At 68.0% G+C, this 23,681-nt stretch carries 24 protein-coding genes and 2 tRNA genes; 8 read left to right on the plus strand and 18 right to left on the minus strand.

The window, feature by feature from the left end; translation table 11 throughout:
- Positions 1-82: 82 nt before the first annotated feature.
- Entirely contained in the window at positions 83-2,632 is a 2,550-nt protein-coding gene (locus tag BDD16_RS06295) for an EAL domain-containing protein (RefSeq protein WP_179633164.1), read from the plus strand.
- A 21-nt stretch (positions 2,633-2,653) separates the two neighbouring features.
- On the opposite strand, the gene BDD16_RS06300 is transcribed toward BDD16_RS06295, so the two are convergent.
- Genes BDD16_RS06300 through kdgD form a run of 4 tightly spaced genes read right to left on the minus strand, consistent with a single transcriptional unit; the run spans position 2,654 to position 7,502 of the window.
- Positions 2,654-4,153: an aldehyde dehydrogenase family protein gene (locus tag BDD16_RS06300; RefSeq protein ID WP_179633165.1), complete on the minus strand. Its 1,500-nt coding sequence runs from the start codon at positions 4,151-4,153 to the stop codon at positions 2,654-2,656.
- A 51-nt stretch (positions 4,154-4,204) separates the two neighbouring features.
- Entirely contained in the window at positions 4,205-5,563 is a 1,359-nt protein-coding gene (gene gudD / locus BDD16_RS06305; RefSeq protein WP_375139066.1) for a glucarate dehydratase, read from the minus strand.
- 20 nt (positions 5,564-5,583) lie between these two features.
- Positions 5,584-6,546, minus strand: coding sequence for a Bug family tripartite tricarboxylate transporter substrate binding protein (locus BDD16_RS06310; RefSeq protein WP_179633167.1), 963 nt, complete (start codon positions 6,544-6,546; stop codon positions 5,584-5,586).
- 44 nt (positions 6,547-6,590) lie between these two features.
- A complete protein-coding gene (gene kdgD / locus BDD16_RS06315; protein WP_179633168.1) occupies positions 6,591-7,502 on the minus strand; it encodes a 5-dehydro-4-deoxyglucarate dehydratase in 912 nt (303 codons plus the stop codon).
- Positions 7,503-7,693: 191 nt separating this feature from the next.
- On the opposite strand from kdgD, the gene garD reads away from it, so the two are divergent.
- Positions 7,694-9,295, plus strand: a complete 1,602-nt coding sequence (gene garD / locus BDD16_RS06320) for a galactarate dehydratase (RefSeq protein WP_246332477.1) — start codon at positions 7,694-7,696, stop codon at positions 9,293-9,295.
- 22 nt (positions 9,296-9,317) lie between these two features.
- On the opposite strand, the gene BDD16_RS06325 is transcribed toward garD, so the two are convergent.
- Positions 9,318-9,809 (minus strand): Lrp/AsnC family transcriptional regulator, encoded by a 492-nt coding sequence (locus BDD16_RS06325; protein WP_179633169.1) that lies wholly within the window; start codon positions 9,807-9,809, stop codon positions 9,318-9,320.
- Positions 9,810-9,916: 107 nt separating this feature from the next.
- Between BDD16_RS06325 and BDD16_RS06330 the strand changes: the two genes are divergently transcribed.
- The 3 genes from BDD16_RS06330 (at position 9,917) to mmuM (ending at position 13,027) form a co-directional block, all read left to right on the plus strand.
- Positions 9,917-11,146, plus strand: coding sequence for a trans-sulfuration enzyme family protein (locus BDD16_RS06330; protein ID WP_179633170.1), 1,230 nt, complete (start codon positions 9,917-9,919; stop codon positions 11,144-11,146).
- Between the two features lie 67 nt (positions 11,147-11,213).
- The gene (locus tag BDD16_RS06335; RefSeq protein ID WP_179633171.1) at positions 11,214-12,047 is read left to right on the plus strand and encodes a basic amino acid ABC transporter substrate-binding protein; all 834 of its coding nucleotides are present in this window, start codon (positions 11,214-11,216) and stop codon (positions 12,045-12,047) included.
- Positions 12,047-13,027, plus strand: coding sequence for a homocysteine S-methyltransferase (gene mmuM / locus BDD16_RS06340; protein WP_179633172.1), 981 nt, complete (start codon positions 12,047-12,049; stop codon positions 13,025-13,027). The genes BDD16_RS06335 and mmuM overlap by 1 nt, the downstream gene beginning before the upstream one ends.
- Before the next feature lie 13 nt (positions 13,028-13,040).
- Here the strand turns inward: mmuM and rtcR are convergent, their stop codons facing one another.
- Positions 13,041-14,672 (minus strand): RNA repair transcriptional activator RtcR, encoded by a 1,632-nt coding sequence (rtcR, locus tag BDD16_RS06345; RefSeq protein ID WP_179633173.1) that lies wholly within the window; start codon positions 14,670-14,672, stop codon positions 13,041-13,043.
- Positions 14,673-14,867: 195 nt separating this feature from the next.
- On the opposite strand from rtcR, the gene BDD16_RS06350 reads away from it, so the two are divergent.
- The 3 genes from BDD16_RS06350 to BDD16_RS06360 are packed head-to-tail and all read left to right on the plus strand — an operon-like array spanning position 14,868 to position 17,550.
- Entirely contained in the window at positions 14,868-16,094 is a 1,227-nt protein-coding gene (locus BDD16_RS06350) for an RtcB family protein (protein WP_179633174.1), read from the plus strand.
- A 14-nt stretch (positions 16,095-16,108) separates the two neighbouring features.
- Positions 16,109-17,170, plus strand: coding sequence for an RNA 3'-terminal phosphate cyclase (gene rtcA / locus BDD16_RS06355; RefSeq protein ID WP_310732790.1), 1,062 nt, complete (start codon positions 16,109-16,111; stop codon positions 17,168-17,170).
- On the plus strand, positions 17,167-17,550 hold the full coding sequence (locus tag BDD16_RS06360) for a cupin domain-containing protein (protein WP_179633176.1): 384 nt from the start codon (positions 17,167-17,169) through the stop codon (positions 17,548-17,550). The genes rtcA and BDD16_RS06360 overlap by 4 nt, the downstream gene beginning before the upstream one ends.
- A gap of 63 nt (positions 17,551-17,613) precedes the next feature.
- Here BDD16_RS06360 and BDD16_RS06365 read toward each other — a convergent pair.
- From BDD16_RS06365 to rpmD, 12 genes are all read right to left on the minus strand, one after another.
- Positions 17,614-17,690 (minus strand) — tRNA-Met (locus BDD16_RS06365).
- A gap of 108 nt (positions 17,691-17,798) precedes the next feature.
- Positions 17,799-17,875, minus strand: a tRNA-Met gene (locus BDD16_RS06370).
- Between the two features lie 82 nt (positions 17,876-17,957).
- Positions 17,958-18,356 carry a 50S ribosomal protein L17 gene (gene rplQ, locus BDD16_RS06375; protein ID WP_179633177.1) on the minus strand — a complete coding sequence of 133 codons (399 nt, stop codon included), beginning with the start codon at positions 18,354-18,356 and terminating at the stop codon, positions 17,958-17,960.
- Between the two features lie 102 nt (positions 18,357-18,458).
- The gene (locus BDD16_RS06380) at positions 18,459-19,445 is read right to left on the minus strand and encodes a DNA-directed RNA polymerase subunit alpha (protein WP_179633178.1); all 987 of its coding nucleotides are present in this window, start codon (positions 19,443-19,445) and stop codon (positions 18,459-18,461) included.
- Between the two features lie 136 nt (positions 19,446-19,581).
- On the minus strand, positions 19,582-20,205 hold the full coding sequence (gene rpsD / locus BDD16_RS06385) for a 30S ribosomal protein S4 (RefSeq protein WP_179633179.1): 624 nt from the start codon (positions 20,203-20,205) through the stop codon (positions 19,582-19,584).
- A gap of 229 nt (positions 20,206-20,434) precedes the next feature.
- Positions 20,435-20,839: a 30S ribosomal protein S11 gene (gene rpsK / locus BDD16_RS06390; RefSeq protein WP_179633180.1), complete on the minus strand. Its 405-nt coding sequence runs from the start codon at positions 20,837-20,839 to the stop codon at positions 20,435-20,437.
- A 30-nt stretch (positions 20,840-20,869) separates the two neighbouring features.
- Positions 20,870-21,235 (minus strand): 30S ribosomal protein S13, encoded by a 366-nt coding sequence (gene rpsM, locus BDD16_RS06395; protein WP_179633181.1) that lies wholly within the window; start codon positions 21,233-21,235, stop codon positions 20,870-20,872.
- 34 nt (positions 21,236-21,269) lie between these two features.
- Positions 21,270-21,383 (minus strand): 50S ribosomal protein L36, encoded by a 114-nt coding sequence (rpmJ, locus tag BDD16_RS06400; RefSeq protein ID WP_012348927.1) that lies wholly within the window; start codon positions 21,381-21,383, stop codon positions 21,270-21,272.
- A gap of 55 nt (positions 21,384-21,438) precedes the next feature.
- Positions 21,439-21,657, minus strand: coding sequence for a translation initiation factor IF-1 (gene infA / locus BDD16_RS06405; RefSeq protein ID WP_004521905.1), 219 nt, complete (start codon positions 21,655-21,657; stop codon positions 21,439-21,441).
- A gap of 55 nt (positions 21,658-21,712) precedes the next feature.
- Positions 21,713-23,023: a preprotein translocase subunit SecY gene (gene secY / locus BDD16_RS06410; RefSeq protein ID WP_179633182.1), complete on the minus strand. Its 1,311-nt coding sequence runs from the start codon at positions 23,021-23,023 to the stop codon at positions 21,713-21,715.
- A gap of 14 nt (positions 23,024-23,037) precedes the next feature.
- Positions 23,038-23,472 (minus strand): 50S ribosomal protein L15, encoded by a 435-nt coding sequence (gene rplO, locus BDD16_RS06415; RefSeq protein ID WP_179633183.1) that lies wholly within the window; start codon positions 23,470-23,472, stop codon positions 23,038-23,040.
- Positions 23,473-23,474: 2 nt separating this feature from the next.
- Positions 23,475-23,666, minus strand: a complete 192-nt coding sequence (gene rpmD, locus BDD16_RS06420; protein WP_179633184.1) for a 50S ribosomal protein L30 — start codon at positions 23,664-23,666, stop codon at positions 23,475-23,477.
- Between the last annotated feature and the right edge of the window lie 15 nt (positions 23,667-23,681).

The raw sequence follows: 23,681 nt of genomic DNA on the forward strand, positions 1-23,681 counted from the left end.
CGTTTTTGGCGAGCGCCTCGGACGGAAGGTCGGGCAGGCACCGGATCACGCAGAATCGCCCATCTGCTCTTTCCCCGCCACGATGCCCGATCTTCTCCGCTGGCTGCGGCACCTGGTGCCAGTGCTGCTGCTCTCGCTGGTCCTGGTGGCCATCGGTGCGGCACGGGCAGGGGCATCGGTGCCGGCATTCGATGGACCCGCCATGGACCTGGCGGCGGCAGCGGCGGACGGACCCATCGACCTGGTCCACGCGATGCAGGCCTTGCGCGAACCCCTCTCCGCCGTGTCGGCGGGCACGGACGTGCTGCGCCGCCCGGGCTGGCAACCCGCCACGGTCGAACACCGCAACGGCTCGTGGATGCGCTCGGCGGTCTGGCTCACCGGACGCGTCCGCAACAGCGGTGACCAGCCACTGACGCGCTGGGTCGTGGTCACACCGTGGCGCATCGAGCAGATCGCCCTGCTGGTACTGCGCGATGACGGCACGAACACGGTCCTCAGCCACCGTCTGGCGGGCCGGACGGCGCTGTTGTCGCCGGCGTGGGACGGCCATGTGGAGTCGGTCTTTCCCGTGACGCTGGCGCCGGGCGAGACCGTGCGCCTGCTGGTCCGGCTGCAGGACCTGACCGTACCCACCGCCTTCGTCCGGGCCTGGTCCCCCGCCGCCTACCAACGCCACCAGACCACCACCCTCCTCTGGCAAATCGCCTTGACCGCCGGCGCGGCGATGCTGGTGGCCGGACTGCTCGCCTCGCGGGACCGCGGCCTTCAGCTGATGGGCGCCTGGCTGCTGGTCGCTGTCGGCTTCGAGACCACGTTCCGCGGGCAATGGCTGTTCTATCTGTGGCCGACGCTGGTGGCCTGGCAGATCCCGCTGTTTTCGGTGTTCGGTGCGCTGGGGTACACCGGGTTCTTGCTGGCGTCGCGCATGCTGCTCGGCATGGGCTGGAGCGGCCGGCTGAACGGGCTGATGTACGGCAGCTGCGCCGTGGCCTTGCTGGCGGGACTGAGCACCTTGTTCGTCGAGGACCACCTGCTGTCCCGCCGCATCGTCAGCTCGGCGGGCGTGGTGAGCATTGTCCTGTGGCCCTTCATCGCCTGGCGTGTCCCCTTCCGCCCGGAGGAGACCGAGCTGCGCAAGATGCGCTGGGCGCTGACACTGTGCTGCCTCTCGATCGCCGTCTATGTGTTCCTCTCCCGCGGAGGGCCTCTGCCCGAGTGGCAACTCACCTTGTGGTCCTATCTTCGGCTCGATCTGCTGCCGGTCATTGGTGTCCTGCTGGTGTACCAGGGGGTGCGCCACCGCGCCGAGACAGAACAGCGCCGCCGCATCGAACGCCTCGCCTTCCACGATGCGCTGACCGGCCTGCCCAACCGGGTGCAGGCGATGGACACGCTGCGGGCCGCACTGGAGGCGCCTGCGGGTGCCCGCCCGACGGTGCGGCCGGTCGCGGTGCTCTTCATCGACCTCGACCACTTCAAGCAGATCAACGACACCTATGGCCACGCCCAGGGGGACCGGCTGCTGTGCGGCGTGGCCGAGCGCCTGACCACCGGTCTGGGCACGCACGGCACGGCCTGTCGCCTCTCCGGTGACGAGTTCATGGCCATCCTGCCGGGCACCGTGACCGCGGAACACGCCCTGCAGCAGGCCCGGCACCTGCGCGACACCATGGCCCGGACCTTCGACCTGGATGGCGTGCAGATCCGCGCCGGCTGCTCGGTCGGCGTGGCCCTGGCCCCGACCCACGGACAGGACGCCGAGTCGCTGATGCGCCACGCCGACATGGCGCTGTACGAAGCCAAACGGGCCGGCGAAGGCCATGTCCGGCTGTTCGACGCCCCGATGAACCTGCGCTTCGTGGAGCGGGCGCGGCTGCGGCAAGCGCTGCCCGAGGCGCTCGCACGGGGCGAGTTCTCGCTCGTCTACCAGCCGCAGCAGACCTTGGGACGCGGGCACACCCTCGGATGCGAAGCCCTGCTGCGCTGGCAGCACCCCGATCTGGGCCTGACTGCGCCCGAGGTCTTCATCCCGGTGGCCGAAGACTGCGGTCTGATCGTGCCGATCGGGGCGTGGGTACTGGAGCAGGCATGCCGGCAAGCGACCCGCTGGCCGGACGGGCAGTCGGTGGCGGTGAACGTCTCGGCGGTGCAACTGCACTCGGGTCTGCTGGTGCAGCAGGTGCAGCACGCGCTGGAGGCCTCCGGCCTGGCGCCCGGACGGCTGGAGCTGGAACTGACGGAATCCGCCCTGATCGACGGCGAAGAGAAGGTGCGACCGACACTGGAGCGGCTGCGCGCACTGGGCGTGCGGCTGGCGATCGACGACTTCGGCACCGGCTATTCCAGCCTGTCCTACCTGCAGCGCCTGCCCATCGACCGCCTCAAGATCGACCGGTCCTTCGTCATGGCGCTGACCACCCCCGAGGCCGCGGACCGCTCGCTGGCCGCCGCGGTGGTCCGCATCGCCCGCACGCTGGAGATGGACACGGTGGCCGAGGGCGTGGAGTCACTGGACCTGCTGCCGCAGCTCCGGGCCCTGGGCTGCGACATGGTCCAGGGGTACGCGATCGCGCGCCCGATGCCGGCAGACGCGCTGCTGGACTGGCTGAGGCAAGCCCGGGGCGCGTGACCTCCGCGCGCGTGGCCGGGTTCAGACCGGCTGGCCAGCGCGCCCGGCCAGCCAGGCCGGCGCGTCCTGCAGGCACACCGGCCGCAGGAAACGCGCCATCGCCGCGTCGCCGACGGAGGTGCTCTCCGGCCGGGTGCTGCTGGGCCACGGGCCGCCGTGCTGCTGCGCGGCGGTGACGGCCACGCCCGTCGGCACGCCGGCGAACAGCACCCGCCCGGCGATCGCCATGGCGCCGCGCACCAGCGCGCGGGTCTGGTCGGTGTCGGCGTCCAGCCCCCAGAGCGTCACGGTCAGCGTACCGCCGACGGCCTGCAGCACCTGCAGCGCCTGCGCCAGGCTGGCCGCACGCACGACCAGGCTGCTCGGACCGAACACCTCTTCCCGCAGCGCCGCGCGGGCGATGAACTCGTGCGCCAGCACCTGGGCCAGCACCGGACGCGGCGGCTGACCCGCTGCAGCGGTTTCCTGCACCAGCATCTCGGCCCCCGCCTGCGCCCAGTGCGCGACACCGGCCTCGAAGGCGCCACGCATCGCGGTGGTCAGCATGGCATGCGGCTGCTGCGGGCGCAGTGCCTCGGCCAGCTGCGCGACGAAGCCGTCGTTGACCGCCTTCACGTCGAGCCCCGGCTGCACCTCGTCGATCAGCACGATGACGCCAGGGTTGGTGCAGAACTGGCCGCAGCCGAGCGTGATCGAACCCGCCAGCGTCGCGGCCAGCGCAGCGCCCTCCGTGGCGAGCCTGGCCGGCAGCGCCACGACCGGGTTGACCGAGCCGAGTTCGCCAAAGAACGGCACCGGCCGCGGACGCGCCGCCGCTTCGGCCGCCAGCGCCGCGCCGCCCTGGGTCGAGCCGGTGAAGGCCCCGGCTGCGATCGCCGGATGGCGGATGAGCCGCACGCCAATGTCACGCCCGCCACCCTGCACCAGCCCGATCAGGCCTTCCGGCAGGCCCTGCGCCGCCAGCACGCCCTGGATCAGCCCGAACACGCGGTTCGAGAGCTGCAGGTGGCCCGTGTGCGCCTTGACGACCACCGGGCAGCCCGCGGCGAGCGCCGAGGCCGTGTCCCCCCCCAGCACCGAGAACGCGAACGGGAAGTTGCTCGCCGAGAACATCGCCACCGGGCCGAGCGGCACCGACCAGCGCTGCATCGCCGGGTGGCCGGCAGGCGGTGCGCCGGCCACGGCCGGGTCGTCGGTGAAGGCGAACGGCGCGCCACGCTCGGCCAGATCGGCGAAGCGGCGCAGCTGGAAAGCGGTGCGGTCGAGTTCGCCGTTCAGGCGCACCGGGCCCAGCGCGGTCTCGCGGTCGGCCAGCGCGACGAGGTCGGCGCGGTCGCCTTCGAGCGCCGCAGCGAGTGCGCGCAGCAGCGCGCCGCGTTGCGCACCGGTCGACCCCTGCCACAGCGGGAACGCGGCGGCGGCCGCGTCACAGGTGGCATCCACAGCGGCCGGCGCGGTCGCGGGCAACTCGGCCAGCACGGCGCCCGTGCGGGCATCGAAAGAGGGAAGCATCGTCGTCATGGCAGGCTTTCGGAAGGTTTGCAGAGGTCGTCTGACAAGGTGGGCCGGTGCTCAGCGCACCATGCAGGGCCGCTTCGGATCGAAGGTCCAGCCCGGAATCATGAACTGCATCGCCATCGCATCGTCGCGGGCGCAGAGACCGTGCTGCAGGTAGAGCTGGTGGGCCTTCTCCACCTCGACCATGTCCAGCTCGACCCCCAGCCCCGGCTTCGCAGGCACCTGCACGTGGCCACCGACAATCTGCAGCGGCTCCTGCGTCAGGCGCTGGCCATCCTGCCAGATCCAGTGGGTGTCGATGGCGGTGACCTTGCCGGGTGCCGCAGCGCCAACGTGCGTGAACATCGCCAGCGACACGTCGAAGTGGTTGTTCGAATGCGAGCCCCAGGTCAGGCCCCAGTCGCGGCAGGTCTGCGCCACGCGCACCGAGCCGGCCATGGTCCAGAAGTGCGGGTCGGCGAGCGGGATGTCCACGCTCTGCAGCGCCAGCGCGTGGCTCAACTGGCGCCAGTCGGTGGCGACCATGTTGGTGGCGGTGGGCAGGCCGGTGGCGCGGCGGAACTCGGCCATCACCTCGCGGCCGGAGAAACCACCCTCGGCGCCACACGGGTCTTCGGCATAGGCGACGACGCCGCGCATCCGGTGGCCGAGGCGGATCGCGTCCTTCAGCAGCCAGCCGCCGTTGGGGTCGAGCGTCACGCGGGCCTGCGGGAAGCGCTCGTGGAGGGCGGTCACGGCGTCCACCTCGGCGTCTCCAGCGAGCACGCCGCCCTTGAGCTTGAAGTCGTTGAAGCCGTACTTGTCGCGGGTCGCCTCGGCCAGCCGCACGATGGCGTCCGGCGTCATCGCCTCCTCGTGGCGCAGGCGGAACCAGTCGTTCGCGGCGTCCGGCTCGCTGGCGTAGGGCAGACCGGTCTTCGTGCGGTCCCCGACGAAGAACAGGTAGCCGAGCATCTCGACCGCATCGCGCTGGCGGCCTTCGCCGAGCAGGTCGCACACCGGCAGGCCGAGGTGCTGGCCGAGCAGGTCAAGCAGGGCCGACTCGATCGCGGTGACAGCGTGGATGGTCGTGCGCAGGTCGAAGGTCTGCAGGCCGCGCCCGCCCGCATCGCGGTCGGCGAAGGCCTGCTGGACCTGCTGCAGCACCCGCAGGTGGTTGCCGACCGTCTGGCCGACGACCAGCGGGCCGGCGTCTTCCAGGGTCTGGCGGATCTTCTCGCCACCCGGCACCTCGCCGACGCCGGTGCGGCCCGAGGCATCGGTGAGGACGAGCAGGTTGCGGGTGAAGAACGGGGCGTGGGCGCCGCTCAGGTTCAGCAGCATGCCGTCGCGGCCGGCGACGGGGATGACGCGCAGCGCCGTGATGCGCGGCAGCGCGGACAGGCCGGGAGCAGGTGCAATGGTCGGGGTCATGGTCATGGCTGGCGGGTGCATCAGTCTGCCGTGATCTTGCGCGTCTCGATCAGCTGCTTCCAGCGGGCGTTCTCGCGCTGCTGGAAGGCGGCGAACTGTTCGGGCGTGCTGGCCACGATCTCGAAGCCCAGCGCCGTGAACTGCTGGTGCAGCTTGGGATCGTTCAGGGCCGCCACCAGCGCCTCGTGCATCTTCGCGCGCACGTCCGCCGGCAGCCCCTTGGGCGCGACCACGCCTTGCCACGACTGCACGTCCGCGCCCTTCACACCGGATTCGCCCAGCGTCGGCACGCCGGGCAGCAGCGGCGAGCGCTTCTCGCTCGTGATCGCCAGCACCTTGAGCTTGCCGGTGTTGATGTGCTGGAGCACCGAGTTGATGTTCATGAAGCCGGCGTCCACCTGCCCGCCGAGCAGGTCCGAGATGGCCGGACCGCCACCCTTGTACGGGATGTGCGTGCCGGAGGTGCCCGTCTGCAGCCAGAACAGCTCGGCCGTCAGGTGGTCGGAGGAGCCGTTGCCCGAGGAGGCGAAGCTCATCTTGTCCGGATTGGCCTTCCCGAAGGCGATCACGTCAGCCACCGACTTGTGCGGCGACGACGGCGGCACGACCAGCACGTTCGGCGCCTGCACCGCCACCGTCAGGTAGTCGAAGTCCTTGCCGGCGTCGTAGGGCACGGCCTTGAGCAGGTGCGGCGTGATGACCAGCGGGCCCAGCGAGGTGACCAGGAAGGTGTGGCCATCGGGTGCTGCACGCTTGACCTGGGCGGCACCGATCGTGCCGGTGGCGCCGGCACGGTTGTCGACCAGGAAGGTCTGGCCGAAGCGCTCCTGCAGCTTCGGGCCCAGGGCGCGCGCCACGGCATCGGACGACCCGCCCGGCGGGAACGGCACCACCAGCGTGACAGGCTTGGTCGGCCAGGTCTGGGCCTGGGCACCCGAGAGGGCAGCGAAGCCGAGGAGCACGGCGGCGAACAGTTTGTTCATGGGATGTTTCCGGATTCGGTGCAGTGGAGGAGGGGCGGCGCGGCTTATTGCGGGCCGAGCTTCGCAATCAGCTGACCCAGGTGGTCCACTTCTGCCGGCAGCAAGTCCGACAGCGGCGGACGCACCGGCCCGGCACTGTGGCCGACCAGCGTGGCGCCGGCCTTCACGATGGACACGGCGTAGCCCTCGCCCTTGTTGCGCAGCGCGATGTAGGGCAGGAAGAAGTCGCGGATCAGGCGGTCGCAGGTGGCGGTGTCGCCCGCGGCGTGGGCGTTGTAGAAGTCCATCGCGGTCTTCGGAATGAAGTTGAAGACCGCCGACGAGTACACCGGGCAGCCCATCGCCTTGTAGGCCCCGGCGAAGACTTCCGCCGTCGGCAGGCCGCCGAGGTAGGCAAAGCGCTCGCCCAGGGTCTGGCGGATGGCGACGAATTTCTCGATGTCGCCGAAGCCGTCCTTGAAGCCGATCAGGTTCGGGCAGGTCTCGGCCAGCACCAGCAGCGACTGCGGCGTCAGGCGGCAGGCGCCGCGGTTGTAGACCACGACGCCGAACTGCACGCTGCGGCACACGGCCTGGACGTGGGCGACCAGGCCGTCCTGGCTGGCTTCGGTCAGGTAGTGCGGCAGCAGCAGCACGCCCTGTGCGCCCAGGCGCTCGGCTTCCTGTGCGTACTGGATGGCGACGCGGGTCGCGCCACCGGCGCCGGCCAGGATGGGCGTGCGGTTGCGGCAGGTGTCGAGCGCAACACGGATCACGTCGCTGTACTCGCCCGGCTCCAGCGAGAAGAACTCGCCGGTGCCGCCCGCAGCGAACAGCGCCGAGGCGCCGTAGGGCTGCAGCCACTCCAGACGCTCGGCGTAGCCCTTGGGATCGAAGTTCAGTTCGGCATCGAAGTCGGTCAGCGGGAAGGACAACAGGCCGGCTTCGAGGACAGTCTTGAGTTCTTGCGGGGACATGGTGGGGCTCCGGTCGGGGGAATGTCTGGGGATGGAGAACGATGCAGAGATCGTTGATGCCAGTCATCGTACAACTTAGACCATGCCCTGAGAAGTCCTCTGCCCCAAGAATCTGCTCCGGGTTATCCCTCTTGGTGCAGGCAAGTGCCGAGCGGGTTGCAAGTCATCGTACAACACGGGAGAATGGCACCATGACCAGCCTGACACCGCCCGCCCCGCCGACCCGCCCGCCCCTGACGGTGCGCATGCATCCCGATGACCACGTGGCCATCGTCGCCAACGACGGCGGCCTGCCGGCGGGGACCGTGCTGCCGGATGGCGACCCGGGCGCCGGGCGGGTGCTGCGCGACAAGGTGCCGCAGGGGCACAAGGTGGCGCTGGTCGACATCGCGCAGGGCGGCGTGGTGCGGCGCTACAACGTGCCGATCGGCTATGCGCTGAAGGACATTCCGGCGGGTTCCTGGGTGCACGAGCGGCTGCTGCAGATGCCGGCCGCGCGCGAACTGGAAGGCCTGCCGATGGCCACCGTGCCGGCGCCCGTGCACGCGCCACTGCCCGGCCACACCTTCGAGGGCTACCGCAACGCCGACGGCTCGGTCGGCACGCGCAACATCCTGGCGATCACGACCACGGTGCAGTGCGTGGCCGGCGTCGTCGCGCAGGCGGTGGCGCGCATCAAGGCCGAGCTGCTGCCGCTGTACCCGCAGGTGGACGACGTGATCGGGCTGGAGCACACCTACGGCTGCGGCGTGGCGATCGACGCGCCGGACGCGGTGATCCCGATCCGCACGCTGAAGAACCTCTCGCTGAACCCGAACTTCGGCGGCGAGGTGATGGTGGTGAGCCTGGGCTGCGAGAAGCTGCAGCCGGACCGCCTGCTGCCGCCCGGCTCGTTCCCGATCACCGACGAGCGCGACGCCAGCCTCGGCCCGGAAACGGTCTGCCTGCAGGACGACCACCACGTCGGTTTCCTGTCGATGCTCGACGACATCGTGAACAGCGCGAAGCCCCACCTCGCCCGCCTGAACGCCCGGCGCCGCGAGACGATCCCGGCGAGCGAGCTGGTGGTGGGCGTGCAGTGCGGCGGCTCGGATGCGTTCTCGGGCGTGACGGCGAACCCGGCGGTAGGCTACTGCGCCGACCTGCTGGTGCGCGCCGGGGCGACGGTGATGTTCAGCGAGAACACCGAGGTGCGCGACGGCGTCGACCAGCTCACGTCACGCGCCGCCACGTCCGAAATCGCCGAGGCCATCGTGCGCGAACTTGGCTGGTACGACCGCTATCTGGACCGCGGGCGCGTCGATCGCTCGGCCAACACGACGCCGGGCAACAAGGCGGGCGGCCTGTCCAACATCACCGAGAAGGCGATGGGCTCGATCATCAAGAGCGGCTCGTCGGCGATCTCGCATGTGCTGTCGCCGGGCGAGAAGCTGCGGCGCGACCAGCGCGGGCTGGTGTATGCAGCGACGCCGGCCAGCGACTTCATCTGCGGCACGCTGCAGCTCGCGGCCGGCATGAATCTGCACGTCTTCACCACCGGGCGCGGCACGCCTTACGGGCTGGCCGAGTGCCCGGTCATCAAGGTCGCGACCCGCAGCGATCTGGCGCGGCGCTGGCACGACCTGATGGACGTGAACGCCGGCCGCATCGCCGATGGCGAGCAGACGATCGAGGAAGCAGGGTGGGCGCTGTTCCGGCTGATGCTCGACGTCGCCAGCGGGAAGAAGACGTGGGCGGAGCACTGGAAGCTGCACAACGCGCTGGTGTTGTTCAATCCGGCGCCGGTGACCTGAAGGGCGGCCGAGCACGGCGGGCTCAGGGCGCCTCGACCGGCACCTGCAGCCCGAGCTTCATCGCATCGATGACCACATGCGTGTTGATGCGCCGGATCATCGGAATCTCCGCCATCAGCCGCGCACACAGCGCGTCGTAGGCCGCCATGTCGCGCGCCATCACGATGGCGATCAGGTCGACCTGGCCGGTGACGTAGTAGACCTGCTGGATCGCCTCCTCGCGGTCGGCCCAGGCGCGGAAGGCGGCCAGCGCGGGGTAGTTGTCGCGCTCGATCTCCAGCCCCGCGACCAGCGTCAGGCTGCGCCCCGCCGCCGCCCGGTCCAGCACGGCAATCTCCGCACGGATCACGCCCTGCGCCCGCAGCCGCTTCAACCGGCGCTGCACGGCGGACGCCGACAGGCCGATCTGGCTGGCGATCGCCTCGGCCTTGCGCTGGCAGTCGCGCTGCACCAGCGTGAGGATCTGACGGTCGAAGGCGTCCAGCGGATCGGGAGCAGTGGGCGTGGCGGGCATGCGCGGAAGTCTAGCGGCGCGTCCAGGGGGTGTCTCATGCGGTTTTCGCGCACGCCAACGCCCCAGCTTGCGGCCGAACCGCGGGCGGCTTCACCAGAATGCCCCGGATGCCCACGTCCGAACCCCGCCAGCCGCCGCCCCACTGGTCGCCGTCCACGCAAGCGCTGCACGCCGGCCTGCAGACCGACCCCGTCACCGGCGCCATCGCCCCCGGCCTGACGATGTCGGTCAACCACCGCTTCGTGCCCGGCGAGGCGCCCTTCTCCGCCGACGGCGTGGACGACCTGGCGCAACTGCCCTACCTGTACGCGCGCTGGGGCAACCCGACGGTGCGCCAGCTGGAGCTGCGGCTGGCCGCGCTCGAAGGCGCCGAGGACGCGCTGGCCACCGCCACCGGCGTGGCGGCGATCGCGGCGATGTTCTTCACGCTGCTCAAGGCCGGCGACCACCTGATCGTGAGCGACGTCTGCTACGCCGGGGCGAGCGAGCTGGCGCGCAAGGTGCTGCCCGACTACGGCATCGCGGTCAGCGCGGTGAACCTGTCCGATCTCTCCGCCGTGGCCGCCGCGCTGCGCCCGAACACGCGGCTCATCCACGCCGAGACGCCCTGCAACCCGCTGCTGCGCCTGACCGACCTGTCGGCGGTCGCGGTGCTCGCCCACGCCCACGGCGCGCTGCTGTCGGTCGACTCCACGCTGGCCACGCCCATCGTCACCCGCCCACTCGACTTCGGCGCCGACCTCGTCGTGCATTCGCTGACCAAGTTCATGAACGGCCACGGTGATGCGCTCGGCGGCTGCGTGGTCGGGCGGCGCAGCTTGATCGCCCGGCTACGCGCCCGCGCCGGGGTCTACCTCGGCGCGGCGCTGTCGGCGCACAACGCCTGGCTGATCCAGCGCGGCCTGGACACGCTCGGCGTGCGCCTGCTCACCGCGAGCCAGAGTGCCGAAGCGGTGGCGCAGTTCCTGAGCACGCACCCTGCCGTGCGCGCCGTGACCTACCCCGGCCTGCCGAGCCACCCGCAGCACGCGCTGGCGCTACGGCAGATGTCGGTGCCCGGCGCCGTGCTCACCTTCCAGGTGAACGATGCGCCCGCCATGGCCACGCAGCTCGCCCAGCGGCTGCAACTCATCCACTACGCCTTCTCGCTCGGCCACCAGCGCAGTCTGGTCGTGCTGCTGCGCACCGACGAGATGATGGCCAGCACCTACGACCTGCACGGCGCGGCGCTGGCCGACTACCGCCGCTATGCCGGCGACGGTGTGTTCCGGCTCAGCATCGGGTTGGAGTCCGCCGCCGACCTGATCGCCGATCTGGACCAGGCACTGGTGGCCTGAGCTTTGCTGTTCCATGACCGGCCTTCTTTCTTTCAACCGACTTTCCACCCCTGACTGCGAACCGCCCATGCGCTCCACCGCCCTGTCCTCCCTGACCCGACGCTTTGTCCTGACGGCCGGTGCCGTCTGCGTGGCCGGCCTGCTCGCTGCCTGCAGCAAGACCGACACCCCCGCTGCGGCAACCGCCGCTTCCGCCCCGCCAGCGCCAGCCGCCGCCAAGGTCTACGTCGTCGGCACCGACGCGGTGTACGCCCCCTTCGAGTCGCAGAACGACAAGGGCGAAATCATCGGCTTCGACATCGACATGCTGCAGGCTGTGGCCGACAAGGCCGGCATCCAGGTGAAGTTCGTCAACACCCCCTGGGAAGGCATGTTCAACACGCTCGGCCAGGGCGACCGCGACATCCTCGTCTCGGCCATCACCATCACCGACGAGCGCAAGCAGTCGATGGACTTCACCGACCCGTACTTCGACGCCCGCCAGCTCATCGCCGTACCGAAGGACTCGAAGGTCACCCGCTTCGACGACCTGAAGCCGCTGCGCGTGGCGGTGCAGACCGGTACCACCGGCGATGAAGCGGTGTCCAAGCTGCTCGGCAAGACCAGCACCAAGCTCAAGCGCTTCGAGTCGACGCCGCTGGCGCTGAAGGAACTGGAGAGCGGCGGCGTCGACGCGGTCGTGGCCGACAACGGCGTGGTGGCGCACTACGTCGCCAACAACACGGCCGCCGGCTTCAAGGCGATCAGCGACGCCAGCTTCGTGCCCGAGCAGTACGGCTTCGTGGTCAAGAAGGGCAACGCCGAGCTGCTGGCCGCGCTCAACAAGGGACTGGCCGCGATCAAGGCCGACGGCACCTACGACCAGATCCAGGCGCGCTACTTCGGCGCCGCGGCGAAGTGATGGCCGGGGTCGACGCGATCGCGGACTGGCTGGCCACCCGGCCGCGGCTGATCCTCGACGGCGCGCTCGCCACCGAGCTGGAGCGGCGCGGCGCGGACCTGAACGACGCGCTGTGGTCGGCGCGGCTGCTGGTCGAGCGGCCGGAGCTGATCCGCGCCGTTCACCTGGACTACTTCCGCGCGGGCGCCGACGTGGCGACCACCGCCAGTTACCAGGCGACGTTCGAGGGCTTCGCGCGCCGCGGCATCGGCCAGGACGAGGCCGCGCGGCTGATGCGGCTGGCCGTGCAGCTCGCGGTCGAAGCGCGGGCGCAGTTCTGGGACGAAGCCGCGGCCGAGCCGGACCACGGCGGGCGGCGCTTTCCGCTGGTCGCCGCGTCGGTCGGGCCGTATGGCGCGATGCTGGCCGATGGCTCGGAGTACCGCGGCCACTACGGACTGGACGAGGCGGCGCTGATGGACTTCCACCGCCCGCGGCTGCAGGTGCTGGCCAGCGCGGGGGCGGATGTGCTCGCGTGCGAGACGCTGCCGTGTCTGGTGGAGGCGCGGGCGCTGGCGCGGCTGCTGGAGGAGCTGCCCGACAGCGGCACGACACGGGCGTGGATCAGCTTCTCGTGCCGCGACGGCCTGCACGACAGCCAGGGCGAGCCGCTGGCCGACGCGGTGCGCGCGCTCGACGGCTTCGAGCGGGTGGCTGCCATCGGCATCAACTGCACGGCGCCGCAGCACATCGCCTCGCTGGTCGCCGTCGCCCGCGCGAACACCGCCAAGCCGATCCTCGTCTACCCGAACGCGGGCGAGCAGTACGACCCGGTCACCAAGACCTGGCTCGTCGGCAGCGCCTGCGGCGGCGCGCATCGAAGCTACGCCGACCAGGCGATGGACTGGGCCGAGGGCGGTGCGCGGCTGATCGGTGGCTGCTGCCGGACGACGCCGGCGGACATCTCGGCGTTGTTCAGGCGCTGGACGGCGTCGGTCTGAGCGGGCGGCGGCGTCACTCTCTGCGGCCAGACACCCGCGCCCAGTCCAGCCCGTAGCGCCCCAGGTACTTGCGCAGCCGATCCGCATCGTTGACCACGCTGCGCTGCGTGCGGCTCACATCGAACAGCGCGCGGCCGGCGTCCGACAGCGTGCGGCTCTTGCGGCACACGGCGATCACGGCTTCAAGCTGCAGCCGCTCGAACAGGTCCAGCCCCGCCAGCGTCGCCGCGTCGAGGCACTCGGCCAGGTCGACCGGCGACACCCCCGGCACCGCGCCCACCCGCCCCACGCCGCCGTGGTGCGCCCACAGCCAGCGCAGCCGGCCGATCTCCGCGTCGACCAGCGCCGTGCCGATGCGCCCGCCGTCGGCCAGCGTCGCCAGCCGGGTGATGCTGCCCGAGAGGTCGCGAAAATTGCCGCTCCACACCGCCTCGGGCGACTGCGCGAACTGCAGGTAACGCGCCCGCGCCTCGACGTTGAAGCGCACCACCTGCCCCGTCTCGCCGGTGTTGAGCTGCAGCAGGTGGTCCACGTTCGGCTCGATGTCCTCCGGCCGCTCGGTCAGGCCGGGCAGGTGGTAGCTCCACAGGTTGATGCGCGCGAACAGGTCTTCGCGGAAGCGCCCCGCCACCACGTCGGCGCGCAAGTCGCGGTGCGTGCCGGCGATGAGCTGGAAGTCGCTGCCCACCTCCCGGTCCGCACCCACCGGGTAGAAACGCTTTTCCTCGACCGCCTTGAGCAGCATCGCCTGCTCGTCCGCGCCGAGTTCGCCGATCTCGTCGAGGAAGAGCACGCCTTCGTGCGCCGTACGCAGCAGGCCGGCGCGCGCCGTGGCCGCCCCGGTGAAGGCGCCCCGCTGGTGGCCGAACAGCGCCGAGGCCGCGCCGTCGCCCTGCAAGGTCGCGCAATTGACCTCGACGAAGGCGCCGCTGACCTGGTGGCGCGACTGCTTCAGCGCGTACATGCGCCGCGCCAGGTGCGACTTGCCGGCCCCGGTCGGCCCGGTCAGCAGGATCGGCGCCTTCGAGCGCACCGCCACGCGCTCGATCTCGTCGATCAGCGCGTTGAAGCGGGTGTTGCGGGTGGCGATGCCACTCTTGAGGAAGCGGACGGCGTCGTCCTGGGCCTGGCTGAAGCGCTGCGCCAGCACGTCGTAGCGCGACAGGTCGAGGTCGATCAGCGTGTAGTCGCCCGGCGCGCCGTGGCGCTGGCGCTTCGGCGGCGCGGTCTGCAGCAGCACGCCGGGCAGGAACCGCGCCTCGACCAGCAGGAACAGGCAGATCTGCGCGACATGGGTGCCGGTGGTGATGTGCGCCCAGTAGCGCTCGCGCTCGGGGTCGAAGGGGTAGTCGCGCGTCCAGTCGTAGAGCGTGCCGTAGACCTCGCCGAAGTCCCACGGGTCACGGATGTCCAGTGGCACGAGCCGGACCGTGGTTTCGGGCGACACCGCCGCGATGTCCGCCTTCACCAGCTCGGCCAGCCGCAGGTGCTGGCGGGCGTGGAGCAGCTCCAGCCGGTTGACCACCAGCTCCTCGTGCTGCACCAGCGAGACGGTGGGGCGCCAGCGCTCCCAGCGGCCGGCGCCCTGCCCGCCGTCGAGCTGGGTGCCGAGGAAGCCGATGACGACGGTCTGGCGGTGTTCCATGGGGTTGCTGATCGGATAAAACAGTAGCGCACAGTCTAGTCAATGCGGCGACACGGTCCACGGCACCCTGACGCATCGCCCACGACCGGAGGAATCTTTCCATTCAGAATCAAGCACTTGGAACAGAATGGCCGCGCAGGCCAGGCCAGCAACGCGGAATGGCATGTCCATTGCAAAAAGCACCGCACCATGCACATGAACACCCCCCACTACAACGAAGTTGCCGCCGACGGCGGCGTGCCCATCAAGCTGTGGACCCGCGGTGTCCCGGTCGAGGCAGCGGCGATGCAGCAGCTCGCCAACGCCGCCCGCCTGCCCGTCGTGTTCCACCACGTCGCCGCGATGCCGGACGTGCACCTGGGCATCGGCGCCACGGTCGGCTCGGTCATCCCGACATTCAAGGCGATCATTCCCGCCGCGGTTGGCGTGGACATCGGCTGCGGGATGATGGCCTGCAAGACCACGCTGCGCGCCGAAGACCTGCCGGACAACCTCGGGCCGCTGCGCGCGGCGATCGAGAAAGCGGTGCCACACGGCCGCAACCCGCAGCGCCATGGCCGCGACCACGGCGCCTGGGAAACGCCGCCAGGCGAGGTGGACGCGGCCTGGGCGGGCCTGGTGGACGAGTTCGACGCGATCTGCGCCGACCAGCCGAGCCTGACCAGGACCAACCACCACAAGCACCTGGGGACACTCGGCACGGGAAACCACTTCATCGAGGTCTGCCTGGACGAGGCCGGCGCCGTGTGGTTCATGCTGCACTCCGGGTCACGCGGGGTCGGCAATGCCATCGGGACGCGCTTCATCGCGCTGGCCCGCGAGGAGGCGATGCGCAACGACGTGCACCTGCCCGACCGCGATCTCGCCTACTTCGAGGAAGGCTCGCAGTATTTCGGCGACTACGTGCGCGCGGTCGGCTGGGCCCAGAAATTCGCCCGCGCCAACCGCGAGGTGATGATGCAGCGCGTGGTCCGTGCCGTCCGCCAGGTGATCGCCAGGCCCTTCGAGACGCACCTGGAGGCGGTGAACTGCCACCACAACTACGTGCAGCGCGAGACGCACTTCGGCGAGGACGTGTTCGTCACGCGCAAGGGGGCGGTGAGCGCGAAGAAGGGCGAGCTGGGGATCATCCCGGGGAGCATGGGCGCGCGTTCGTACATCGTGCGCGGCAAAGGCAACCCCGAGAGCTTCGAGAGCTGCAGCCACGGCGCCGGCCGCGTCATGAGCCGCACCCAGGCGAAGAAGCGCTACACCGTGGCCGACCAGATCGCCGCCACCGAGGGCGTCGAGTGCCGCAAGGACGCCGACGTGGTCGACGAGATCCCGATGGCGTACAAGGACATCGACGCGGTGATGGCGGCGCAGGCCGATCTGGTGGAGGTGGTCTACACGCTCAAGCAGGTCGTGTGCGTGAAGGGATGAGACAGGATGGTCACGTGATCCACATCGACGCCTCCGAGGGCGAGGGCGGCGGCCAGGTGCTGCGGACCGCGCTCGCGCTGTCCATGGTGACGGGCCAGCCGGTCCTGCTGGAGAACATCCGCGCGCGCCGGCCGAAACCCGGCCTGATGCGCCAGCACCTGACCTGCGTGGGCGCGGCACAGGCGGTCAGCGGTGCGCAGGTCGATGGCGCCACCCCCGGTGGGCAGACGCTGCGCTTCACCCCCGGCCCGGTGCGCGGCGGCGACTACCACTGCAGCGTCGGCACGGCCGGCAGCGTGATGCTGGTGCTGCAGACGGTCTGGCCCGCGCTGCTGCTGGCCGATGCCCCCGCCCGGCTCACGCTGCAAGGCGGGACGCACAACCCGATGGCCCCGAGCTTCCACTTCGTCGAGCAGGCCTATGCCCCCCTGGTGCGGCGACTCGGCGCGGCCGCGACGCTGCAACTGCGCCGCTGCGGCTTCTACCCGGGTGGAGGCGGCGAAGTCCACGCGGAATTGCACCCGGCCGGCCCCGAAGGGCTGCAACCCTTCGATCTGACCGCGCGTGGCCCGCTGATCGGCCGGCACGCCGAGTGCCTGGTACCCGGCGTGCGGCGCAGCGTCGCCGAGCGCGAGCTGGGCGTGCTGCGTGACCAGCTCGGCTGGGCGTTCGACCACCGTGCGATCCCGGTCACGCGCCAGAACGAAGGGCCGGGCAACGCGCTGCTGGCCACGCTGCGCCACGCGCACGTCACCGAGGTGTTCTGCAGCATCGGCGAGAAATCGCGCAGTGCCGAAACCGTCGGGGAGGACGTCGTGCGCCAGGTACAGCACTACCTCGGCAGCAACGCCGCGCTCGGCCCGCATCTGGCAGACCAGTGGGCCTTGCCACTGGGGCTGGCGGTCTGGCGCAGTGGCCGTGCCGCGCGCTATACCTGCACCGAGGTGAGCCTGCACGCGTCGACCAACTTTCAGACCATCGAGCGCTTTCTGCCGGTGCAGTTCGAGGCACGCCCCCTTCCCGACGGACAGGCCATGCAGGTAGAAGTACGTCCGACGGGTGACAATGCCGCATGAGCACCTTCACCAAGATCACCTTGTTCACCGACACCGACGGCCGCGCCCGCTTCCGCGAGGAGCCGATCGCATTGACCGAAGGCAAGCCGGCGGCACGCCTGTCACCGCTGATGCCCAGCGGCGGCTACCAGGTGCGGCACAGCCCGGTGGGGTTCCGCAGTGAATTCCATTGCACCGAGAACCCGCAGTGGGTGTTCATCCTCGGTGGACAGATGGAGATCGGCCTGCAGGACGGCACATCACGCGTGTTCTCGCCTGGCGAGCACTTCTATTCCGCCGACGTGCAGCCCGCGGGTGCGACCTTCGACGCCACGGTGCACGGCCACTGGAGCCGGCAGGTGGGCCCGGACCCGCTGGTCACGGTGTTCATTCGCGGCTGAGCAGGTCAGGCAACGCGCACGGACAACAAAAAAGCCAGCTCGATGAGCTGGCTTTTGAGTGTCTGGTTGCGGGGGCAGGATTTGAACCTACGACCTTTGGGTTATGAGCCCAACGAGCTACCAGACTGCTCCACCCCGCGACTGAAACCTTGACCGGACCGCTCTGGTAAGCAGCACGACTCTGAAACAAAACAGCCAGCGAGTTGCCGGCTGCCGGTGCACACAGCCGGAGCTGCTTGCGAAATCTGTGGTTGCGGGGGCAGGATTTGAACCTACGACCTTTGGGTTATGAGCCCAACGAGCTACCAGACTGCTCCACCCCGCGACTGAGACTCATATTCTATGCTGAAACCTTGGCTGTCAGCAAGCGGTTTCGGTGAAAATCTTCAACCGAAACCGAAGACCGATCACTCGGCAGCTTCGACCGGAGCGACAGCGGCGTCCGCGTCAGGACGGTCCACCAGTTCGACGAAGGCCATCGGCGCATTGTCGCCAACGCGGTAACCCATCTTCAGGATGCGGCTGTAGCCACCCGGACGTGCAGCGTAACGCGGGCCGAGCACGGCGAACAGCTTGACCACGTTGTCGCGGTCGCGCAGGCGGTCGAATGCCAGGCGCTTGTTGGCCAGCGTCGGGGTCTTGCCCAGCGTGATCAGCGGCTCGACGACGCGGCGCAGTTCCTTGGCCTTCGGGACCGTGGTCTTGATGGCTTCGTGCTGGATCAGCGAGTTGGCCATGTTGCGCAGCATCGCCAGACGGTGCGACGAGGTGCGGTTCAGTTTGCGGAGGCCGTTACGGTGGCGCATGATGGTTCTTTCTGGTTCAAATGCCGGCGGCCGGATCAGGTACCGCCGGGTGCACGTTCAAAGCGTGCTGGGTGTTTCAATCAGTCAGCGTCCGACCAGCGGTCAACGCTTGTCGAGACCTTGCGGCGGCCAGTTCTCGAGACGCGCACCCAGGGTCAGGCCACGCGAAGCGAGGACTTCCTTGATCTCGTTGAGCGACTTGCGACCCAGGTTCGGGGTCTTCAGCAGCTCGGTCTCGGTACGCTGGATCAGATCGCCGATGTAGTAGATGTTTTCGGCCTTCAGGCAGTTCGCCGAACGCACGGTCAGTTCCAGCTCATCGACCGGACGCAGCGGGATCGGATCGAAGTGCTGCGCACGCGGCGCGGGCTCGACGATGCCGGCCAGGTCGTTGCCTTCCAGCTGCGCGAACACGGCGAGCTGTTCGACCAGGATCTTGGCCGACGCACGGATCGCTTCCTCGGGCGAAATAGCGCCGTTGGTCTCGATTTCCATGACCAGCTTGTCCAGATCGGTGCGCTGCTCGACGCGGGCGCTCTCGACGGTGTAGCTCACGCGGCGGACCGGCGAGAACGACGCGTCCAGCACGATGCGGCCGATGCTCTTGGTCGGCTCGTCGGCGTAGCGGCGCATCGTGCCCGGCACATAGCCACGGCCCTTCTCGACCTTGATCTGCATGTCGAGCTTGCCACCCTGGGCCAGGTGCGCAATGACCAGGTCCGGGTTGATGATCTCGACATCGTGCGGCGTCTGGATGTCACGCGCGGTGACCGGGCCTTCGCCTTCCTTGCGCAGAACCAGCGTGACTTCGTCGCGGTTGTGCAGACGGAACACCACGCCCTTGAGGTTCAGCATGATGTGAACGACGTCTTCCTGCACGCCATCCACCGTCGAATACTCGTGCAGCACGCCGGCGATCGTCACTTCGGTCGGCGCATAGCCCACCATCGACGACAGCAGGACGCGGCGCAGCGCATTGCCCAGCGTGTGACCATAGCCACGCTCGAACGGCTCCAGCGTCACCTTGGCGCGGTGTCCGCCCAGCGGTTCGACGTTGATGGCTTTGGGCTTCAGCAGATTGGTTTGCATTCAAAGTTCCTGTCAATACCCTCGGCTCGTTACACCGATAAGGCTGATGGACCCACCGGGCGATGCAAGACCCCAGCGCACCCGGGATGCGATGGGGTCTGAGGCACACACGCTCCGGTGCGTGCCATCTCACGAATCAGCGCGAGTACAGTTCGACGATCAGCGATTCGTTGATCTCGGCACCGAATTCATCGCGGTCAGGCGCCTTCTTGAAGGTACCTTCCATCTTCGCCAGATCCACCGACACCCAGGCCGGCAGACCGATCGAATCGGCCAGCTTCAGCGCATCGATGATGCGCAGCTGCTTCTTGGCCTTTTCGCGCACAGACACCACGTCACCGGCCTTGACCGTGAACGACGGGATGTTGACGACCTGGCCGTTGACCGTGATCGACTTGTGCGACACCATCTGACGCGCTTCGGCACGGGTGGAACCGTAGCCCATGCGGTAGACGACGTTGTCCAGGCGCGATTCCAGCAGTTGCAGCAGCGTGGCACCGGTGTTGCCCTTGCGACGCTCGGCTTCGGCGAAGTAGCGGCGGAACTGCTTTTCCAGCACGCCGTACATGCGCTTGACCTTCTGCTTTTCACGCAGTTGCAGACCGTAGTCCGAGGTGCGCGAGCCCGAAGTGCGGCCATGCTGGCCCGGCTTGGTTTCGAACTTCGACTTGTCGCTGATCGAGCGGCGGGCGCTCTTCAGGAACAGGTCGGTGCCTTCACGGCGGGAAAGTTTGGCCTTGGGGCCGAGGTAACGTGCCACGGACGTTGTCCTTGTGTTTCAATCTGACGTACGCAATTCGTACGCGAGTCTCGCGGGAATCCACGAAACGGTGGTCTTAAAGTAGTGGAATGGCTTGCGGGCCATTTCACCTTGACAGTCGCAACGACGAGTTTTCCGGCGAACGCACAAAGCGTTCGCCGGAAAACCTGCGATTGTAGCGCAACTTAATGAGGTTATCCTGTCTGCGCATGCAGACAGGAATCCGGCATCAGATGCGACGGCGCTTTTGCGGACGGCAGCCGTTGTGCGGAACCGGCGTCACGTCAGAGATCGACGCGATGCGGATGCCCAGGGAAGCCAGCGCACGAACCGACGACTCGCGACCCGGGCCAGGGCCCTTGATGCGCACGTCCAGGTTCTTGATGCCTTGTTCCTGAGCGGCACGACCTGCGACTTCCGCCGCCACCTGGGCTGCGAAGGGTGTCGATTTGCGCGAACCCTTGAAACCCTGGCCACCGCTCGAGGCCCAGGACAACGAGTTGCCCTGACGGTCGGTGATCGTGATGATCGTGTTGTTGAACGAAGCGTGCACGTGAGCGATACCGTCCGCAACATTCTTGCGGACTTTCTTGCTCACGCGGCGCGCGGCGTTGTTGACAGGTGCTTTTGCCATGACTCGAATCTTTCCTGGGCGACGATGCGCTTACTTCTTCAGCGCAGCAGCGCCCTTCTTCGGACCCTTGCGGGTACGGGCATTGGTGCGGGTACGCTGACCACGCATGGGCAGGCCGCGGCGATGGCGGAAGCCACGGTAGCAGCCCAGATCCATCAAGCGCTTGATGTTGATCGAGATTTCGCGACGCAGGTCACCTTCGATGGTGATCGTGCCCACGGCCTCACGGATCTTTTCCAGATCGCCGTCAGTCAGGTCCTTGACCTTCTTGTTGAACGGAATACCGCAGCTTTCGCAGATCTTCTGGGCGGTCGTACGACCGACACCAAAGATCGCGGTCAGGCCGATTTCGGCGTGCTTGTGCGGCGGAATGTTGATACCAGCAATACGTGCCATGGTGACTCTCTAAAGGGTTTCAGCGACGGGTCGATCAACCCTGGCGCTGCTTGTGGCGCGGATCGGTGCAGATCACACGGACCACACCCTTGCGACGGATGATCTTGCAATTGCGGCAGATCTTCTTGACGGATGCCGAGACTTTCATGGTCTTCTCCTTGATCGGCTTGCGCTTCTCTTCCGGACAATGTTGGGAGGTTCGCTCACTTCGCCCGGAACACGATGCGAGCACGACTCAGGTCGTAGGGGGTCAATTCAACGGTCACTTTGTCTCCCGGCAGGATGCGGATGTAGTGCATCCTCATCTTGCCGGAAATATGCCCGAGCACTACATGGCCGTTTTCCAGTTTGACCCGGAAGGTGGCGTTGGGGAGGTTTTCGATGACCTCCCCTTGCATCTGAATAACGTCGTCTTTCGCCATACGAAATCGGCTCGATACGCTTACTCGGTCTTTCTTGTTCAGCGTGCCCTGAAGTTCAGCTTGCCTTGAAACTGGACTTCTTCAACAGCGTTTCGTATTGCTGCGACATCACGTACGACTGGACCTGCGCCCAGAAGTCCATCGTCACGACAACAATGATCAGCAGCGACGTTCCACCGAAGTAGAACGGCACGTTGTACTTCAGCACCAGGAACTCGGGCAGCAGACAGACCAGCGTGATGTACACCGCACCACCGAGCGTCAGGCGCCCGAGGATCTTGTCGATGTACTTCGCGGTCTGCTCGCCAGGACGAATCCCCGGAATGAACGCACCACTCTTCTTCAGGTTGTCTGCGGTCTCACGGCTGTTGAACACCAGCGCCGTGTAGAAGAAGCAGAAGAACACGATCATCGCCGCGTAGAGCAGCACATAGATCGGCTGCCCCGGCGACAGCGCCGACGAGATGTCCTTCAACCAGCGCAGCTTTTCACCGGTCGCGAACCAGCCCACCACCGTCGCCGGCAGCAGGATGATGGACGACGCGAAGATCGGCGGAATCACACCCGCCATGTTGACCTTCAGCGGCAGATGCGACGACTGACCACCGTAGACCTTGTTGCCAACCTGCCGCTTGGCATAGTTGACCAGGATCTTGCGTTGAGCCCGCTCGACGAACACGACCACAAACGTCACCGCGATCACGATCAGCACGATCAGCAGCGCCACGATCACGCTCATCGCCCCGGTGTTGATCAGGTTGACCAGCCCGCCGATCGCACCAGGCAAACCAGCCGCGATCCCCGAGAAAATCAGGATCGAGATGCCGTTGCCCAGACCACGTTCGGTGATCTGCTCACCCAGCCACATCAGGAACATCGTGCCAGCCGTGAGGCTGACGATGGCCGTGATGCGGAACATCGGACCCGGATCGATCACCAGGCCGGCTGACCCTTCCAGCGCCAGGGCAATGCCCATCGACTGGAACAGTGCCAGACCCAGTGCACCGTAACGGGTGTACTGCGTGATCTTGCGACGACCGGCTTCGCCTTCCTTCTTCAGCGACTCCAGCGTCGGGATCACGTAGCCCATGAGCTGCACGATGATCGATGCCGAGATGTACGGCATGATTCCCAGCGCAAAGACGGTGAACCGGGACAGCGCGCCACCCGAGAACATGTTGAACAGGTTCAGGATGCCACCCTGCTGGCCCTTGAACAGCTGTGCAAGCTGCTCAGGGTTGATGCCGGGAACCGGAATGTGCGCGCCGATGCGGTAAACCACCAAGGCCAGCAGCAAGAACACCAGTCGGCGACGCAGATCGCCGAACTTGCCGTTCTTGGCCAGTTGTGTCGGGTTCGTTGCCACGGAAGACCTGTGACTCAGGCAGCGATCGAGCCGCCAGCGACTTCGATGACCACCAGCGCACCAGCGGTTGCCGCCACGCCCTTCAGCACGACCTTCTTGGTCAGCTCGCCGGACTTGATGACCTTGACGTTCTTTACCATGTCAGCCACCAGACCGGCCTGCTTCAGCACCAGCACGTCGACTTCGTCGACCGCCAGGTTCTGCAGTTGCGACAGGGTGACTTCAGCGTTGTACTTCAGCAGTTGCGACTTGAAGCCGCGCTTCGGCAGACGACGTTGCAGCGGCATCTGACCGCCTTCGAAGCCCACCTTGTGGTAGCCACCAGCACGCGATTTCTGACCCTTGTGACCGCGACCAGCGGTCTTGCCCAGGCCGGAACCGATGCCGCGACCCACGCGGCGCTTGGAGTGCTTCGCACCCGATGCCGGTTTGATCGAATTGAGTTCCATGATTACAGCACCTTCACCAGGTACGAGACCTTGTTGATCATGCCGCGCACCGCAGGGGTGTCTTCCAGCACGGATTCGGTGTTCATGCCACGCAGGCCCAGACCACGCACCGTGGCACGGTGCGATTCGCGGGTGCCGATCGGGCTCTTGACCAGCTTGACCTTGACGGTCTTCTTGTCGGTGTTCTCAGACATGTTGTCCTCCGGCCC

The organism is Sphaerotilus montanus (assembly GCF_013410775.1).
Taxonomy (GTDB): Bacteria; Pseudomonadota; Gammaproteobacteria; order Burkholderiales; family Burkholderiaceae_C; genus Sphaerotilus; species Sphaerotilus montanus.

What these genes read in the sequence shown, in the direction of transcription:
- BDD16_RS06335 (WP_179633171.1), top strand. Translation starts at nt 11,214, where the DNA reads ATGCGCTCCACCGCCCTGTCCTCCCTGACCCGACGCTTTGTCCTGACG.
- BDD16_RS06310 (WP_179633167.1), bottom strand. Translation starts at nt 6,546, where the DNA reads ATGAACAAACTGTTCGCCGCCGTGCTCCTCGGCTTCGCTGCCCTCTCG.
- rpmJ (WP_012348927.1), bottom strand. Translation starts at nt 21,383, where the DNA reads ATGAAAGTCTCGGCATCCGTCAAGAAGATCTGCCGCAATTGCAAGATC.
- BDD16_RS06325 (WP_179633169.1), bottom strand. Translation starts at nt 9,809, where the DNA reads ATGCCCGCCACGCCCACTGCTCCCGATCCGCTGGACGCCTTCGACCGT.
- BDD16_RS06360 (WP_179633176.1), top strand. Translation starts at nt 17,167, where the DNA reads ATGAGCACCTTCACCAAGATCACCTTGTTCACCGACACCGACGGCCGC.
- BDD16_RS06330 (WP_179633170.1), top strand. Translation starts at nt 9,917, where the DNA reads ATGCCCACGTCCGAACCCCGCCAGCCGCCGCCCCACTGGTCGCCGTCC.
- gudD (WP_375139066.1), bottom strand. Translation starts at nt 5,563, where the DNA reads ATGACCCCGACCATTGCACCTGCTCCCGGCCTGTCCGCGCTGCCGCGC.
- BDD16_RS06380 (WP_179633178.1), bottom strand. Translation starts at nt 19,445, where the DNA reads ATGCAAACCAATCTGCTGAAGCCCAAAGCCATCAACGTCGAACCGCTG.
- rpsK (WP_179633180.1), bottom strand. Translation starts at nt 20,839, where the DNA reads ATGGCAAAAGCACCTGTCAACAACGCCGCGCGCCGCGTGAGCAAGAAA.
- garD (WP_246332477.1), top strand. Translation starts at nt 7,694, where the DNA reads ATGACCAGCCTGACACCGCCCGCCCCGCCGACCCGCCCGCCCCTGACG.
- rpsM (WP_179633181.1), bottom strand. Translation starts at nt 21,235, where the DNA reads ATGGCACGTATTGCTGGTATCAACATTCCGCCGCACAAGCACGCCGAA.
- infA (WP_004521905.1), bottom strand. Translation starts at nt 21,657, where the DNA reads ATGGCGAAAGACGACGTTATTCAGATGCAAGGGGAGGTCATCGAAAAC.
- rplQ (WP_179633177.1), bottom strand. Translation starts at nt 18,356, where the DNA reads ATGCGCCACCGTAACGGCCTCCGCAAACTGAACCGCACCTCGTCGCAC.
- rplO (WP_179633183.1), bottom strand. Translation starts at nt 23,472, where the DNA reads ATGGAACTCAATTCGATCAAACCGGCATCGGGTGCGAAGCACTCCAAG.
- rpmD (WP_179633184.1), bottom strand. Translation starts at nt 23,666, where the DNA reads ATGTCTGAGAACACCGACAAGAAGACCGTCAAGGTCAAGCTGGTCAAG.
- kdgD (WP_179633168.1), bottom strand. Translation starts at nt 7,502, where the DNA reads ATGTCCCCGCAAGAACTCAAGACTGTCCTCGAAGCCGGCCTGTTGTCC.
- rtcR (WP_179633173.1), bottom strand. Translation starts at nt 14,672, where the DNA reads ATGGAACACCGCCAGACCGTCGTCATCGGCTTCCTCGGCACCCAGCTC.
- mmuM (WP_179633172.1), top strand. Translation starts at nt 12,047, where the DNA reads ATGGCCGGGGTCGACGCGATCGCGGACTGGCTGGCCACCCGGCCGCGG.
- BDD16_RS06300 (WP_179633165.1), bottom strand. Translation starts at nt 4,153, where the DNA reads ATGACGACGATGCTTCCCTCTTTCGATGCCCGCACGGGCGCCGTGCTG.
- BDD16_RS06350 (WP_179633174.1), top strand. Translation starts at nt 14,868, where the DNA reads ATGAACACCCCCCACTACAACGAAGTTGCCGCCGACGGCGGCGTGCCC.
- BDD16_RS06295 (WP_179633164.1), top strand. Translation starts at nt 83, where the DNA reads ATGCCCGATCTTCTCCGCTGGCTGCGGCACCTGGTGCCAGTGCTGCTG.